This window comes from Pseudomonas putida, assembly GCA_041879295.1.
GTDB lineage: Bacteria > Pseudomonadota > Gammaproteobacteria > Pseudomonadales > Pseudomonadaceae > Aquipseudomonas > Aquipseudomonas putida_Y.
This window is the reverse complement of the sequence record CP047152.1, coordinates 5,597,022-5,611,443: the sequence shown is the minus strand read 5'-3', so window position 1 is coordinate 5,611,443 and position 14,422 is coordinate 5,597,022. Positions and strand designations below refer to the sequence as shown.

At 62.9% G+C, this 14,422-nt stretch carries 13 protein-coding genes and 1 pseudogene; 7 read left to right on the top strand and 7 right to left on the bottom strand.

The window, feature by feature from the left end; translation table 11 throughout:
• Positions 1–4: 4 nt before the first annotated feature.
• The 3 genes from dapF to GST84_25515 are packed head-to-tail and all read right to left on the bottom strand — an operon-like array spanning position 5 to position 2,309.
• Positions 5–835, bottom strand: coding sequence for a diaminopimelate epimerase (dapF, locus tag GST84_25525; protein XGB15529.1), 831 nt, complete (start codon positions 833–835; stop codon positions 5–7).
• Between the two features lie 4 nt (positions 836–839).
• Positions 840–2,087 (bottom strand): diaminopimelate decarboxylase, encoded by a 1,248-nt coding sequence (gene lysA / locus GST84_25520; protein ID XGB15528.1) that lies wholly within the window; start codon positions 2,085–2,087, stop codon positions 840–842.
• A 9-nt stretch (positions 2,088–2,096) separates the two neighbouring features.
• Positions 2,097–2,309 carry a hypothetical protein gene (locus tag GST84_25515; protein ID XGB15527.1) on the bottom strand — a complete coding sequence of 71 codons (213 nt, stop codon included), beginning with the start codon at positions 2,307–2,309 and terminating at the stop codon, positions 2,097–2,099.
• A gap of 239 nt (positions 2,310–2,548) precedes the next feature.
• Here GST84_25515 and cyaY point away from each other — a divergent pair, with 239 nt between their 5' ends.
• The 3 genes from cyaY to GST84_25500 all read left to right on the top strand — a co-directional run bounded on the left by cyaY (position 2,549) and on the right by GST84_25500 (position 3,664).
• Positions 2,549–2,881 (top strand): iron donor protein CyaY, encoded by a 333-nt coding sequence (cyaY, locus tag GST84_25510; protein XGB15526.1) that lies wholly within the window; start codon positions 2,549–2,551, stop codon positions 2,879–2,881.
• A 1-nt stretch (position 2,882) separates the two neighbouring features.
• A complete protein-coding gene (locus GST84_25505) occupies positions 2,883–3,107 on the top strand; it encodes a DUF1289 domain-containing protein (protein XGB15525.1) in 225 nt (74 codons plus the stop codon).
• Between the two features lie 146 nt (positions 3,108–3,253).
• Complete coding sequence (locus GST84_25500; GenBank protein ID XGB15524.1) at positions 3,254–3,664, top strand: nucleoside diphosphate kinase regulator; 411 nt, start codon at positions 3,254–3,256, stop codon at positions 3,662–3,664.
• Positions 3,665–3,726: 62 nt separating this feature from the next.
• On the opposite strand, the gene GST84_25495 is transcribed toward GST84_25500, so the two are convergent.
• Positions 3,727–6,582 carry a class I adenylate cyclase gene (locus GST84_25495; protein XGB15523.1) on the bottom strand — a complete coding sequence of 952 codons (2,856 nt, stop codon included), beginning with the start codon at positions 6,580–6,582 and terminating at the stop codon, positions 3,727–3,729.
• A gap of 166 nt (positions 6,583–6,748) precedes the next feature.
• On the opposite strand from GST84_25495, the gene GST84_25490 reads away from it, so the two are divergent.
• Positions 6,749–7,201: a YaiI/YqxD family protein gene (locus GST84_25490; GenBank protein XGB15522.1), complete on the top strand. Its 453-nt coding sequence runs from the start codon at positions 6,749–6,751 to the stop codon at positions 7,199–7,201.
• A gap of 130 nt (positions 7,202–7,331) precedes the next feature.
• Here the strand turns inward: GST84_25490 and elbB are convergent, their stop codons facing one another.
• The gene (gene elbB, locus GST84_25485; GenBank protein XGB15521.1) at positions 7,332–7,991 is read right to left on the bottom strand and encodes an isoprenoid biosynthesis glyoxalase ElbB; all 660 of its coding nucleotides are present in this window, start codon (positions 7,989–7,991) and stop codon (positions 7,332–7,334) included.
• A 112-nt stretch (positions 7,992–8,103) separates the two neighbouring features.
• Here elbB and GST84_25480 point away from each other — a divergent pair, with 112 nt between their 5' ends.
• The gene (locus GST84_25480; protein XGB15520.1) at positions 8,104–9,399 is read left to right on the top strand and encodes a hypothetical protein; all 1,296 of its coding nucleotides are present in this window, start codon (positions 8,104–8,106) and stop codon (positions 9,397–9,399) included.
• Here the strand turns inward: GST84_25480 and GST84_25475 are convergent.
• A pseudogene (locus GST84_25475) lies at positions 9,304–9,876 on the bottom strand (DedA family protein). The gene GST84_25480 and the pseudogene GST84_25475 overlap by 96 nt on opposite strands.
• 213 nt (positions 9,877–10,089) lie before the next feature.
• Here GST84_25475 and ppk1 point away from each other — a divergent pair.
• The gene (ppk1, locus tag GST84_25470; GenBank protein ID XGB15519.1) at positions 10,090–12,333 is read left to right on the top strand and encodes a polyphosphate kinase 1; all 2,244 of its coding nucleotides are present in this window, start codon (positions 10,090–10,092) and stop codon (positions 12,331–12,333) included.
• Here the strand turns inward: ppk1 and ppx are convergent.
• A complete protein-coding gene (ppx, locus tag GST84_25465; GenBank protein XGB15518.1) occupies positions 12,320–13,822 on the bottom strand; it encodes an exopolyphosphatase in 1,503 nt (500 codons plus the stop codon). The two genes, ppk1 and ppx, sit on opposite strands and share 14 nt — an antisense overlap.
• A gap of 253 nt (positions 13,823–14,075) precedes the next feature.
• On the opposite strand from ppx, the gene trxA reads away from it, so the two are divergent.
• Positions 14,076–14,405, top strand: a complete 330-nt coding sequence (gene trxA / locus GST84_25460) for a thioredoxin TrxA (protein XGB15517.1) — start codon at positions 14,076–14,078, stop codon at positions 14,403–14,405.
• Positions 14,406–14,422 lie beyond the last annotated feature (17 nt).

Genomic DNA, 14,422 nt, shown 5'->3' with positions numbered 1-14,422 from the left:
TCGTTTAGAGACGAACCTGTCCTTCGTAGACGCGTACGGCCGGGCCGGTCATCATCACGGGCTTGCCGGGGCCGGCCCATTCGATGTGCAGGCGGCCACCGGGCAGGTCGAGGGACACCGGGGAGTCCATCCAGCCCTGGCTGATCGCCGCCACGGCCGCGGCGCAGGCGCCGGTGCCGCAAGCCTGGGTTTCGCCGGCGCCGCGTTCCCACACGCGCAGGTTGGCGCGGTGGCGGTCGATGACTTGAATGAAGCCGGCATTCACCCGCTGAGGGAAACGTGGGTGGTTTTCGATCTTCGGGCCCAGCTCGTGCACGGGGGCAGTCTGCACGTCGTCGACACGCAGCACGGCGTGCGGGTTACCCATGGATACGGCGGCTATCGAGTACAACTGGCCGTCAACTTCCAGCGGGTAGCTTGGCGCTTGTGCGTCGGCGACAAAGGGAATTTCGGCAGGGATGAAGCGCGGCGGGCCCATGTCGACACTCACCTGGCCGTCGTTCTGCACGTCCAGCACGATGATGCCGCTCTTGGTTTCCACGCGGATGCGCTTTTTCGCGGTCAGGCGCTTGTCCAGCACGAAGCGGGCAAAGCAGCGAGCACCGTTGCCGCATTGCTCGACCTCGGAGCCGTCGGCGTTGAAGATGCGGTAGCGGAAGTCCACTTCCGGGTTGTTCGGCGCCTCGACGATCAGCAACTGGTCGAAGCCGACACCGGTATGGCGGTCACCCCATTGCTTGGCGTGCTTGGGCTGGATGTGCGCGTGCTGGCTGACCAGGTCCAGGACCATGAAGTCGTTGCCCAGCCCATGCATCTTGGTAAAACGCAGCAGCATGGGCTTACTCCGGTAGCAGGCTTTCGCCAGCATACAGTTCGGCGACGGTCTCGCGGCGGCGTACTTCGAACGCCTGGTCGCCGTCGACCAGGATTTCAGCGCAACGGCCGCGGGTGTTGTAGTTGGAACTCATGACAAAACCATAGGCGCCCGCGGACTCTACGGCCAGCAGGTCACCTTCGGCCAGGTTGAGTACGCGGTCCTTGCCGAGGAAGTCGCCAGTCTCGCAGATAGGGCCGACCAGGTCGTAGGCACGGCCTTCGCCTGGACGTGGCTTGACCGCACTGACACCCATCCAGGCCTGGTAAAGGGCCGGGCGGATCAGGTCGTTCATCGCTGCATCGATGATGGCGAAGTCCTTGTGTTCGGTGTGCTTGAGGTATTCCACGCGGGTCAGCAGCACGCCAGCGTTGGCGACGATGTAGCGGCCTGGCTCGAACACCAGGGCCAGGTCGCGTTCACCCACGCGCTCGCGGATGGCCTTGATGTAGTCGGCCACCCGTGGCGGCTGTTCGTCGCGGTAGCGCACGCCGACACCGCCACCCAGGTCCAGGTGGCGCAGGTGTATGCCGCACTCGGCCAGGCGGTCGACCAGCACCAGCAGGCGGTCGAGGGCGTCGAGGAATGGCTCGACGGTGGTCAACTGCGAGCCGATGTGGCAGTCGACACCGACCACTTCCAGGTTCGGTAGCTGAGCGGCGCGCACGTAGATGGCCTCGGCATCGGCAATGGCGATGCCGAACTTGTTTTCTTTAAGGCCGGTGGAGATGTACGGGTGAGTACCGGCATCGACGTCCGGGTTGACCCGCAGCGACACCGGGGCAACCTTGCCCATTTCGGCGGCGACTACTTGCAGGCGCTCCAGCTCGTCAGTGGATTCGACGTTGAAGCAGTGCACGCCAACTTCCAGGGCGCGGCGCATGTCTTCACGGGTTTTGCCAACGCCGGAGAACACCACGCGGTCGGCACGCCCGCCAGCGGCCAGCACACGCTCCAGTTCACCACCGGAGACGATGTCGAAGCCTGCGCCCAGGCGCGCCAGCACGTTCAGCACGCCAAGGTTGGAGTTGGCCTTGACCGCGAAGCACACAAGGTGCTCGGTGCCTTGCAGGGCGTCTGCGTAGCTACGGTACTGGGCCTCGATGTGGGCGCGCGAGTACACGTAGGTGGGGGTGCCGTAACGTTCAGCAATGGCCGACAGGGCCACGCCTTCCGCGAACAGCTCACCGTCGCGGTAGTTGAAAGCGTTCATCTGGTTTCCTTACTGCGCTGGCGACTGCTCGGGCTCGGACTGCAGCTCGGGCTGCTGTTCTTGTTCCGGGGCCGGCTTGGCTTTTGGCTGGTGCTGGTGCGACTTGTGCGCTTTGCCGTTATCGCCATCTTCAGGCAGATACAGCGGGCCTTTCTGGCCACAGGCCGAAACGAGGCAGGCAACAGCGACCAGCGCCGCGAAGGAGGAAATCAGGCGCTTCATGGGTGAAATCCTTAGAAAAATGCAGTATTGCGCCCGAGTATACCGAGCGACCGGCGGCTTGCCTATGCAAGGACCGGTCCGCCGGGCGGGCTATGCTTAGCCTCTGCGCAGCCCCCTGTAGGAGCGGGCTTGCCCGCGAAGAGGCCGGTGAAGGCAACGGCTAAACCTTTGCATTCGGCGGCGAGCGCCCGTATCTTGCCCGGCTTGCCTGTAACGCAGCCAATTTCGAGGTTCCTGCAATGAGTTTGAGTGAAGCGCGTTTCCATGACCTGGTCGACGCGACCCAACAGGCCCTGGAAGATCTGTTCGACGAGAGCGGTCTGGACCTGGACATGGAGAACTCCGCTGGTGTCCTGACCGTCAAGTTCGAGGGCGGCGCCCAGCTGATCTTCAGCCGTCAGGAGCCACTGCGCCAGTTGTGGCTTGCCGACCGCTCCGGTGGTTTCCACTTCGATTACGACGAAGACAGCGGCAAGTGGGTGTGCGAAAAGAGCGAAGAGTTACTGGGTGAAATGCTTGAGCGTATCGTCTGGGAGCGGGCCGGCGAGAAGCTGGACTTCGACGAAATCTGACATGAGTAACGCCCAGGTCCGGCCGCCCAAGCCGCTTTACAGCAACGTCAGCCCGGCAGTGCCGTCACCGTGCATCAGCGTATGCCGGCTGGACGAACAGCGGGTGTGCACCGGTTGCCATCGGCATGTCGAGCACATCCGCGAATGGCGCTCGGCCGATGACGAACGGCGCCGGCAGATCTGCCGCGAGGCCCAGGTCTTGCGCGAGCAGGCTAAGGCACACTGAACGCAGGGGCTTGAGTATTTGCCCGGCTGTGGTAGTGTCGGGTTCTGCGTCGGTGACGCCAAAGCCTTCTCAAACCCCGCCCTTGGGCGGGGTTTTGCTTTATTTGCGCATTGAAAACTGCCTGTTCAAAGGAGTCTGACTGGATCATGAGCACCAAGCCTTCCCTAATCCTCACCCGATTGGACGTACAACGTCTGGAGCGTCTGATCGACAGCCTCGACGAGAGTACGCCGGGTGTGCTCGCCCTGCAGGACGAGCTGGACCGCGCCGAGCAGGTGGTTGGTCACGAGGAAGTGCCGGCGGGCGTGGTGACCATGAACTCGCGGGTGCACTGCCGTGAGGAAGCCAGCGGCAAGGACTACCACCTGACACTGGTGTATCCCAAGGATGCCGGGCCGGAAGGCAAGGTCTCGATCCTGGCGCCGATTGGCTGCGCCTTGCTGGGGCTGTCGGTAGGCGAACAGATCGACTGGCCGGCACCGGGGGGCAAGACCCTCAAGCTGAAGTTGCTGGAAGTGGAGTACCAGCCGGAAGCGGCGGGTGATTTCGACCTGTAAGGGCCAGAGGGCCGCTTCGCGGCCCATTTGCGGCAGAGGGCTAGCCGCCTTGGGCTGCGAATTCACACGGCCTGCGCCAAAACCTGCTGCAGCCCCTCATTCAAAGCCTGCTCCAGTACCCGCTTGTAGCTCAGGTATACCTGCGTTGCCCCCAGCCGGTCATCCAGCAGCTCGGACAAATCCAGGTCGGTGATATAGCACCGGTACTGCTCTGCGCCGCGCCGCTGCCCGATGATCTGTCGGGCCACTACCGCATACAGCTGCTCACCATGTTCCAGCTCGGAAAACTCCTGCTGGTCGCAGTACAGCGTCACATGCGCCACGCCCGCTACACCCGCCTGGATAATCGCCTGTACCTCATAGTAAGGCTGGTCGCTGCCCTCGGCCGGGGCCAGGCGCGGCTCGATGTTGCGTGCCTTGCCTGGGCCAGTGGGCAACAGCTGCGCGTAGTGGATATCCAGCGAGGCGGGTCGCAGGCTATCGAGGGGCAGGCGGGCATCGCGGCGCATCACCACCGAGCGCAGAAAACGTTGCAGTGGCAACAGCAGATGCGCTTCGTCATGCAGCGGTAGGCGTTGTTGCCACAATGCGTTGTATTCATCCAGCACATACACGTCGGCCCAGCCGGCCTGCAGGCGGTAGAACACCTGAATGCAGGCTGGCCGGCCTTGCTCCAGCACCAGGCGCAGGTCGTGGTCCTGCAGCGCATTGGCATCCAGATACAGCGGGCTGTAGGTGCCGCGCTCTTCGCCCAGGTAGGCCAGTAGCGCTTCATGCTCGGCCAGGGTCGTCAGGCTGACATGCTCGGGCAACAGCTCCAGCACATGGGTGTGGTGGGCCACTTGCAGCAGGTAGCGGTGGTGTAGCCCTTGATCCCGCAGCAGCTGCGCAGTGTCGAAAATTTCTTCTACGCGTTGGCCGATAGGCTGGGCGCGGCTTTGGCAGAAGCAGCGTACTCGCACCCGTGGCCGGTGGCCGCGCTGCGCCGGGCTGTTGAGGAAGTCGCGCAGGCAGCGCACCAGCGCGTGTTCGCCGTCATAGCGCTGGACCAGCACCTCGTTCCAGCTGTTGACGGTGACCTGGTCCAGGGTCAGCACCAGGTTTTCGCGCACGCCAGCGTAGCTCAACGCGTCGGTGCGCTCTGTGGTCATCAAAACGTTAAGGTCGCGGTGGTGACGCAGCGGGTCGACGCCGACGTTGACCAGCAACAACACCTCATCGGCAACGCTGGGCTGCAACAGGCGCACTTCGCTGACGGTCGGCAAGGGCAGGGGAATACTTTGCCGCAGACAGCCCAGCAGGTTGAACAGCTCGAATTCCCCGAGGTCGCTGGCCCCTGGATGCAGCGCCATGCGGGTGCTGCTGTCGATCACGCCGTTGCGATGGGCCCAGGTCAGCAGTTCGAGTAGCTCGCGGCAGCGTTTGATCGGGCTGAAGTGCTGCACCTCATGGGTGCTCAGATTGCCGCTGTACAGCTCCCAGTGGTAGCTGCCCGGCTCCTTGCGGTTGGGGGCCTGAACCAGCGTAAGGGTGCCTTCGGCGAGGTCAGGGGCGATGCCGGGGTTGATCACTTCGACCTTGCCGGCGCGGCGCTCGAAGGCGGCGTACAGGCGCCGGCCCAGCACATTGAGGTCGCGCTGGTCGGCGCGGCTGCTGGCGTTCTGGGTGCGGGCGAACTGGCTGAGGAAGCGATAACTGAGGTTAAGCTCGGCCACCAGTTCGCGGCGCTCGACGGCAACCTGCTGCACTTTCCATTGGCTGCGGCTGTCCAGCAGGGCCAGCTGGCGCTGGTCCCAGCCCCACTCGTCGGCCAGGCGCTGCAGCAGCCGGCGTTGCCAGCCTTGGTTGCGGCCTTGGTCGCTGAGCTTCTTGTTCACCTTCAGGTACAGGCTGCGCCTTACCAGCTCCAGGCGCGCGGGTTCGCCGCGTTGCAGCAGGTAACGTTCGATGCGCCGGTAGACCATCACGTAGGGGTCCAGCTCGTCGAGGTCGAGCTGGTTGGCAAACACTGCCTGCTTGTAGTCCAGGCTCAGGCAGCGCACCGCAGGGTGTTCGCCGGCGTAGGCTTCGGTCAACAGCAGTTTGAGCAGCGATTTGTAGGGCGAGTCGATGCCTTTGAACAATTGCCACAGGCCAGCGCCGACGAACTCGCCGGGCGGAATGTGCGCCAGGTTGCCGAGGTCAAGGGCGTCCTGGCTGCGGATGAAGCGCTTGGACAGCAAAGTCTGGGTGTAGCTGTAATAGTTGTGCTCCTCGTACACCGGTACCAGCCACCACAGCGGCGTGCGCCCGGCCAGCCACAGGGTGGTGCGGTAGAACTCATCCAGCAGCAGGTAGTGCTGGGTGGTGCCACAGTCGTCGGAGCCGAGCTGGCCATCGCGCTGACCCTGGGCGAAGCCCTGTGTATCGATCAGGAAAAAGTGTGCTTCGGCCCCCAGGCTTGCCGCCCAGACCTCCAGCAGCTGGCACTTACGGCGCAGCTCACCCAGCAGCTGCTCGGGCAAGCCGGGTGCATGGCACACCCACAGGTCCATGTCGCTTTGCTCAGCCTGCGCCAGCGAACCCAGGCTGCCCATCAGGAACAGGCCGTGGATCGGGCGTGGCGGGTTGCCATGCTGGGCCTTGTAGGTGAACGAGCGGGCAAGCCGTTGGGCATCTGCCACCAGCTCGGCGCTTGGCTCGTAAGCCGATACGCCCGCGGGGGTGCTGCCGGAGACGTAACCCGGCAATAGCGGGTGGTTCACATGAAACAGCAGCGGCAGCAGCGACAGTACCTGTTGCTGGCGTGTTGACAGGCCCTCCTTTGCCCGCTGCAGTCGGCCCTGGTTGAGATGCAGGAAGCGTGCACGCAATGTCGCCAGGACCTTGCGGTCGATGCCTTCGTCCAGGTCAGGGCGTATTTCGTGAGGGTGGTTCATTGCGCGCTCGGGCAGGCCATTGAAACTGTGGCGAGTTTAGCCTGAGTGGCGGGGTCGGATAAGCGGCAATTGAAATTCTGGCGCCATTTTTCCAGCGCCTGCCTGCTCCAGCTTTCGCTGCGCTTCAGGCATGATGGGCGCATTGAGTTCATGTAGAGAGTGTCCAATGCGTGTATGGATCGATGCCGACGCCTGCCCCAAGGCGGCCAAGGATCTGATCGTCAAGTTCGCCCTCAAGCGCAAGTTCGAGGTGGTGATGGTGGCGGGGCAGGCTGTGGCCAAGCCGGCGTTCGCGATCGTGCGCCTGATCGTGGTGCCCAGCGGCATGGATGCGGCCGACGATTACATTGTGGAGCACGCCGTGCCTGGCGAGCTGGTGATATGCAGTGACGTGCCGCTGGCCGACCGCCTGGTGAAAAAGGGCGTAGCCGCACTGGACCCGCGTGGGCGTGAGTTCGACGAGCGCAACATGGGCGACCGCCTGGCGGCGCGCAACCTGTTCACCGAGCTGCGTGAGCAGGGCCAGGTGGGGGGCGGGCAGGCGGCCTATGGCGAACGCGAGAAACAGGCGTTTGCCAATGCACTGGACCGGATCATTGCCCGGCTCTCGAAAAGCTGAGCGCTGACACGGTTCCTGTAGGCGACAGCCCAGCCTGGCGCGGTGGATGGCACCGGCTCTGCCGGTGTTCGCGGGTAAACCCGCTCCTACAGGCGACCGCGCATGCCCGCGAAGAAGCTAACGCAGTCACTTACTCGTGCGTCAGCTCCAGCACTCTGTCCACCAGCTTGTAGATCCCGCCCGCCGCCTCGCTGATCGACTTGGCCTCCATGTACGCCGGGGTAGTCACGAGCTTGCGCTGGGTGTCTTCGACAATGTCGTGTACATCGCATTCTTCATGGGTGCCGCCCATCTTTTCGACAGCCGCCGCAGTGCCGGCATCGCTCCCGATGGTGCAGACCACGCCCGGCCCGTAGATCTTCGCCGCCAGCGCCGGCGAGATGCAGATCAGGCCAACGGGTTTGCAGGCGTCGGCAAAGGCTTCGGCCAAGGCCAGCACGTCTGGGTTCACGCTGCAGTTGGCGCCTTCCACGGCAAAGTCGGACAGGTTTTTCGCTGCCCCGAAACCGCCCGGCACGATCAGCGCATCGAAGTCTTCGGCCTTGGCCTCACGGATATCCTTGACCTCGCCGCGGGCGATGCGCGCCGACTCCACCAGCACATTGCGCGATTCGGGCATTTCTTCGCCGGTCAGATGGTTGATTACATGCATTTGTGCGATGTTCGGCGCGAAGCACTGCACCTGCGCACCGCGCTGGTCGAGGCGCAGCAGCGTGATCACGCTTTCGTGGATTTCGGCGCCGTCATACACGCCACAGCCGGAAAGAATCACCGCTACTTTTTTTGTCATGCTCATTACTCCAGTGTCGAGGCGCTAAATGTCCTCTAGTTTGGCAGATGTCGCCATAGGGATTCCTGCGGGTGCGGCCTAATCTTGGTGGATAACGCCTGAGGTCGCGCCCATGGACCTGATACTGCTGGCCGTACCGTTCTTTTTTGTGCTGATAGCCGTCGAGCTGGTCGCCGATCGCGTGCGTGGCCAGCGCAATTTCACCCTGGCCGACTCGATCAACAGCCTGAGTACCGGCGCACTGTCGACCAGTACCGGGCTGCTGACCAAAGGCGTAGGGCTGGTCACCTATGCCCTGGCCTTCGAGCACCTGGCGCTGCTGCGATTGCCGGCAGAGGCAGGGTGGGTCTGGTTGCTGGCCTTTGTCCTGTACGACTTCTGTTACTACTGGCTGCACCGCCTGGGGCATGAGCGCAACGTGCTGTGGGCTGCGCACTCGGTGCATCACCAGAGCGAGGAGTACAACCTCACCACGGCGCTGCGCCAGACCAGTAGCGGGTTCATCTTCTCGTGGCTGTTCTACCTGCCGCTGGCGCTGCTGGGCGTGCCGCCACTGGTGTTCATCACCGTGGCCTCGCTCAACCTGCTGTATCAGTTCTGGGTGCATACCCGGCATATCCCCAAACTTGGCTGGCTGGAGTGGGTGTTGATCACGCCATCCAATCATCGCGTCCACCATGCGCAAAACCCTGCTTACTTGGATCGCAATTACGGCGGTGTGTTCATTCTCTGGGACCGTCTGTTCGGCACTTTCAAGGAGGAGGACCCGGCTGAGCCGGTGGTGTTCGGGGTGACCACGCCGCTGGCCAGCTGGAACCCGCTATGGGCAAACCTGCAGTTCTATGCCCAGCTCTGGCACGACGCCCGGCGCACCACCAGCCTGTGGGACAAGCTGCGCATCTGGTTCATGCCTACCGGCTGGCGTCCGGCCGATGTGGCCGCACGCTACCCACAGGCCAAACAGGACCTGGCGCTATTTCGCAAGTTCGAGATTGCCCTGGGGCGCGCGCAGCAAGCCTACGTGGCCGCGCAGTTCGTGGTCTACGTGGCCTTGGGCAGCTACTTGATGGACGTGGCCGAGCACGTGCCGGTCGCCGCGCTGGTGCTCGGTTGGTCACTGATGGCGTTTGGTTTGTTCGTGCTGGGCGCGTTGCTGGAGAACCGGCCCTGGTCTGCACGCCTGGAGGTGGTGCGGCTGTTTCTGAATGCGCCGGCATTGTACCTGGCCGGCGCCTTGGGCTTAGCGGTGGTCGTGCCGCTGGCCTGGCTTCTGCTCGTGGTTTACAGCCTGCTCAGCCTCTGGGGGTTGGGGCTGGCTCGCCGCCCTGCGCTCCGCGCGCAACGCGCGGAAGCGCCGGCGCAGCCAAAGCAGGCCGCCCAGCGCCACCAAACCGCCAAGCACCCATAGCTCGTAACGCTTGACGTTGCCCAGCAAGCCTTCGAGGATGGCGCCGAAGTGGTAGGCAGCGGCGCCCAGGGCCACTGCCCAGATGCCCGCGCCAATCCCGTTCAGCAGCAGGTAGCGGCGTGGCGGGTAACCCGACAGGCCTATGGCCACCGGCATGACCGTGCGCAAACCATAGACAAAGCGGAAGCTCAGCACCCAGATATCAGGATGGCGGCGGATGTGGTCCAGCGCGCGGTCACCCATTGCCTGCCAGCGCGGCTTGCGCGCCAGGATCCTGCGCCCGTGGCGTCGGCCCATGAAGTACCACAACTGGTCGCCCGCGTAGCTGCCGAAGAAGGCCACCAGGCACACCAGATTGATATCCATGTAACCGCGGAACGCAAGGAAACCCGCAAGCACCAGAATGGTCTCGCCTTCAAAGAAGGTGCCTAGAAAAAGGGCGAAGTAGCCGAAATCCTGCAGGAATTGTTGAAGCATTTTCTGAGGTGCTGGCGAAATGAACGCGCAGCCTACCCCTTCGCGCGCGTTCGTGAAAGTGTCCAAATGTGTCTCGACGTGAACAATTTCAGCGCAGACAATGCCAGAGGCCACTTGCCACGGCTTGCCCATGTGTGTAACACGGGCGTCATAATGGGCGCTTATCTTGCCGCTCAATAGATGATAGGGCGTTAACGTCCTCAGGAACGCCAGATGAATAATGAAGTGCTAAGCCCTGTCGCGATCAAGGATGCTCAGGAGCTCCCAGAAGAGATGGTGCAGACCCCGCCCGACCTGCCTCCGGCGGCCGAGCCTGTAGCGGAGCAGGTGGTCGAGCCTGTGGCTCCGGCGCCCGCGCCGTCCCCTGCAATCACCGTCCCTGGCCTGGACGACAGCAGCCTGTATATTCATCGCGAACTCTCGCAACTGCAGTTCAATATCCGGGTGCTGGAGCAGGCACTGGACGAGAGCTACCCGCTGCTGGAACGCCTCAAGTTCCTGTTGATCTTCTCCAGCAACCTCGACGAGTTCTTCGAGATTCGTGTCGCCGGTCTGAAGAAACAGATTAACTTCGCCCGTGAGCAGGCCGGTGCCGATGGCCTGCAGCCGCACCAGGCGCTGGCGCGCATCAGTGAGCTGGTGCACATTGAGGTGGAGCGTCAGTACGCGATCCTCAACGACGTGCTGCTGCCTGAGCTGGAAAAGCATCAGATCCGCTTTATCCGCCGTCGTCACTGGACACCCAAGCTCAAAACCTGGGTGCGCCGGTACTTCCGCGACGAAATTGCCCCGATCATTACCCCGATTGGCCTCGACCCGACTCACCCGTTCCCGCTGCTGGTGAACAAGAGCCTCAACTTCATAGTCGAGCTCGAGGGGGTGGACGCGTTTGGTCGCGACTCGGGTCTGGCGATCATTCCGGCACCACGCTTGCTGCCGCGGGTTATTCGCGTGCCGGAAGAGGTGGGCGGCCCGGGCGCGAACTACGTGTTCCTGTCGTCGATGATCCACGCGCACGCCGACGATCTGTTCCAGGGCATGAAGGTGAAGGGCTGCTACCAGTTCCGTCTGACGCGTAACGCCGACCTGGCGCTGGACTCTGAAGAGGTTGACGACCTGGCTCGCGCGCTGCGCGGTGAGCTGTTCTCGCGCCGCTATGGTGACGCCGTGCGCCTGGAAGTGGCCGATACCTGCCCGAAACACCTGTCGGACTACCTGTTGAAGCAGTTCAGCCTCAGCGAAAGCGAGCTGTACCAGGTCAACGGCCCGGTCAACCTCACCCGCCTGTTCAGCATCACCGGCCTGGACAGCCACCCGGAGCTGCAATACACACCGTTCACCCCAGCGATCCCCAAGCTGCTGGCGAACGCCGACAACATATTCAGTGTGATCAGCAAGCAGGACATCCTGCTGATGCACCCGTTCGAGTCCTTCACACCAGTGGTCGACCTGCTGCGCCAGGCCGCCAAGGACCCGCATGTGCTCGCCGTGCGCCAGACCCTGTACCGCTCGGGGGCTAACTCGGAAATCGTCGACGCCCTGGTGGACGCAGCCCGTAACGGCAAGGAGGTCACTGCGGTGATCGAGTTGCGCGCCCGCTTTGACGAAGAGTCCAACCTGCAGATGGCCAGCCGCCTGCAAGCGGCCGGTGCGGTAGTGATCTACGGTGTGGTCGGGTTCAAGACCCACGCCAAGATGATGCTGATTCTGCGCCGCGAGCAGGGCGAGATCGTGCGTTATGCGCATCTGGGTACCGGTAACTATCACGCCGGCAACGCCCGCCTGTACACCGACTACAGCCTGCTGACCTCTGACGATGCGCTCACCGAGGACGTCGGCAAGTTGTTCAGCCAGTTGATCGGCATGGGCAAGACCTTGCGCATGAAGAAGCTGCTGCATGCGCCGTTCACCCTGAAAAAGGGCATGCTCGACATGATCGCGCGGGAAACCCAGTTTGCCCTCGAAGGCAAGCCGGCGCACATCATCGCCAAGTTCAACTCGCTGACCGACGCCAAAGTCATCAAGGCGCTGTACAAGGCCAGCCAGTCGGGCGTGAAAATCGACTTGGTGGTGCGTGGCATGTGTTGCCTACGCCCGGGCATTCCGGGGGTTTCGCACAACATCCAGGTGCGCTCGATCATTGGCCGCTTCCTCGAGCACACGCGGGTGTTCTACTTCCTCAATGGCGGCGAAGAGCAGATCTACCTGTCCAGCGCCGACTGGATGGAGCGCAACCTCGACAAGCGTGTCGAGACCTGCTTCCCGGTGGAAGGCAAGAAACTGTTGCTGCGGGTGAAGAAGGAGCTGGAAGGCTACCTGACCGACAATACCCACGCCTGGACCTTGCAGCCAGACGGGCGCTACGTGCGCAGTACCCCGACCGGCAACCAGAACCCGCGCAGCGTTCAGGCGACCCTGCTGGAGCGCCTGAGCAACCCGGTCTTCAACGTACGCTGAGGACGAAGCCGACCCGGGCCAGCCACTCCGCCTCGTTGGCGAAGTCGGCCTGGGTCAGCTGATTCTGCTCCAGCCAACCTTCAGGGAAAGCTACATCCAGGCTGTTGTCCCCGCCGTGCAGTTCTACCTTTGGCATTTGCTGGGTGCCGCGGATGTGGTGGAACAGGATGGCAAAGCGCAGTAGCACGCACAGGCGCAGCAGCTTGACCCCTTCATCGCCCAGTTCGGCGTAACGGTCCTTGGGGATGTTGCGGCGGTGGCCGCGCACCAGCAGGGCCATCATCTGCTGATCTTCCCGGGAAAAGCCCGACAGGTCCGAGTGCTCGATCAGATAGGCACCGTGCTTGTGGTAGTGATAATGGGCGATGTCCAGCCCGATTTCGTGCACTTTCGCGGCCCAGCCCAGTAGATCCCGCCAGTTTCCTTCTTTCAGATCCCAGGCGTCGGCCACCTGGTCGAATGCGTGCAACGCCTTGCGCTCGACGCGCGCAGCCTGGCCCTGGTCCACGTGATAGCGCTCCATCAGCGAGTTCAGGGTGCGTTCGCGCACGTCTTCGTGATGGTGGCGGCCGAGCAGATCGAACAGCACGCCTTCGCGCAGGGCGCCGTCGCAATGGTCCATGCGGTTCAGTTCAAGGGCATCGAAGATCGCTTCGAGAATTGCCAGGCCAGCCGGGAAGATGGTGCGGCGGTCTGGCTTGACGCCGTCGAAGTCGATCTTGTCGACCTCGCCCAGCTTGAACAGCTTGCGTTTGACCCAGGCCAGGCCTTCGGCGTTGACCTCGCCATTGCCCAGGCCGCCGGCCTTGATGGCGGCGCCGATGGCGCGAATGGTGCCGGATGAGCCGATCGCCTCATCCCAGGTCAGGCGGTGCAGGGCATTTTCGATGCTCATCAGTTCCAGGCGCGCGGCGGTGTAGGCCTGGGCATAGCGGGCCGGGGTGATCTTGCCGTCGCGGAAGTAGCGCTGGGTAAAGCTGACGCAACCCATCTGCAGGCTTTCGCGCAGCAGCGGCTCGAAGCGCTGGCCAATGATGAACTCGGTGCTGCCGCCGCCGATGTCGGCGACCAGGCGCTTGCCGGGGGTGTCGGCCAGGGTGTGCGACACGCCCAGGTAGATCAGGCGCGCCTCTTCACGGCCGGAGATGACCTCCACCGGGTGGCCGAGGATGGCTTCGGCGCGCTGGATGAATTCGTTACGGTTGCGCGCTTCGCGCAAGGCGTTGGTACCGACGATACGCACGGAGCCTGCTGGCATGCCGTTGATCAGCTGGGAAAAGCGCTTGAGGCAATCCAGGCCTCTTTCCATTGCCTCTTCACTGAGCATGCGTTCTTCGTTGATGCCGGCGGCCAGCTGAACCTTCTCGCCGAGCCGCTCAAGGATGCGGATTTCGGTATGGTGGGCCTTGGCCACGACCATGTGAAAACTGTTGGAGCCAAGGTCGATGGCGGCGATCAGGGACAGGTTCTTCGCGATGGTATGCGGCATGATCTGGTTGTTCTCGGTCGTTAACCTGGCAATCGTGCCACGATAGCAGGCTATCGCCAACGCGTGGCACTCCGCCGTTGTGCTGGTCTTGATACAAGGCAATGTGCCATTCGATTCTATGACGGTCATATGACAGTTTCGATTCGCGGCGTCTTGCGCAACTATAGTTACACTCAATCGTCCGTGGCTTCCTGTCCGGCGTGGGTGCGGCTATCATGGGCCACGTTTTTTGCTTACGACCCTGGAGATATCCATGAGCAGCGATCTGATCAAACATGTCACCGACGCCTCCTTCGAAGCCGATGTCCTGAAGGCCGAAGGCGCGGTACTGGTCGACTACTGGGCTGAATGGTGCGGTCCATGCAAGATGATCGCTCCGGTTCTGGACGACATCGCTTCCACCTACGCGGGCAAACTGACCGTCGCCAAGCTGAACATCGACGAGAACCAGGAAACCCCGGCCAAGCACGGTGTGCGTGGTATCCCGACGCTGATGCTGTTCAAGAACGGCAACGTCGAAGCCACCAAGGTTGGTGCGCTGTCCAAATCGCAGCTGGCCGCATTCCTCGACGCCCACCTGTGATGTCAGAAGGCCCCGCA

Coding starts and splice junctions, on each gene's coding strand:
- dapF (XGB15529.1), bottom strand. CDS start 835: ATGCTGCTGCGTTTTACCAAGATGCATGGGCTGGGCAACGACTTCATG.
- lysA (XGB15528.1), bottom strand. CDS start 2,087: ATGAACGCTTTCAACTACCGCGACGGTGAGCTGTTCGCGGAAGGCGTG.
- GST84_25515 (XGB15527.1), bottom strand. CDS start 2,309: ATGAAGCGCCTGATTTCCTCCTTCGCGGCGCTGGTCGCTGTTGCCTGC.
- cyaY (XGB15526.1), top strand. CDS start 2,549: ATGAGTTTGAGTGAAGCGCGTTTCCATGACCTGGTCGACGCGACCCAA.
- GST84_25505 (XGB15525.1), top strand. CDS start 2,883: ATGAGTAACGCCCAGGTCCGGCCGCCCAAGCCGCTTTACAGCAACGTC.
- GST84_25500 (XGB15524.1), top strand. CDS start 3,254: ATGAGCACCAAGCCTTCCCTAATCCTCACCCGATTGGACGTACAACGT.
- GST84_25495 (XGB15523.1), bottom strand. CDS start 6,582: ATGAACCACCCTCACGAAATACGCCCTGACCTGGACGAAGGCATCGAC.
- GST84_25490 (XGB15522.1), top strand. CDS start 6,749: ATGCGTGTATGGATCGATGCCGACGCCTGCCCCAAGGCGGCCAAGGAT.
- elbB (XGB15521.1), bottom strand. CDS start 7,991: ATGACAAAAAAAGTAGCGGTGATTCTTTCCGGCTGTGGCGTGTATGAC.
- GST84_25480 (XGB15520.1), top strand. CDS start 8,104: ATGGACCTGATACTGCTGGCCGTACCGTTCTTTTTTGTGCTGATAGCC.
- ppk1 (XGB15519.1), top strand. CDS start 10,090: ATGAATAATGAAGTGCTAAGCCCTGTCGCGATCAAGGATGCTCAGGAG.
- ppx (XGB15518.1), bottom strand. CDS start 13,822: ATGCCGCATACCATCGCGAAGAACCTGTCCCTGATCGCCGCCATCGAC.
- trxA (XGB15517.1), top strand. CDS start 14,076: ATGAGCAGCGATCTGATCAAACATGTCACCGACGCCTCCTTCGAAGCC.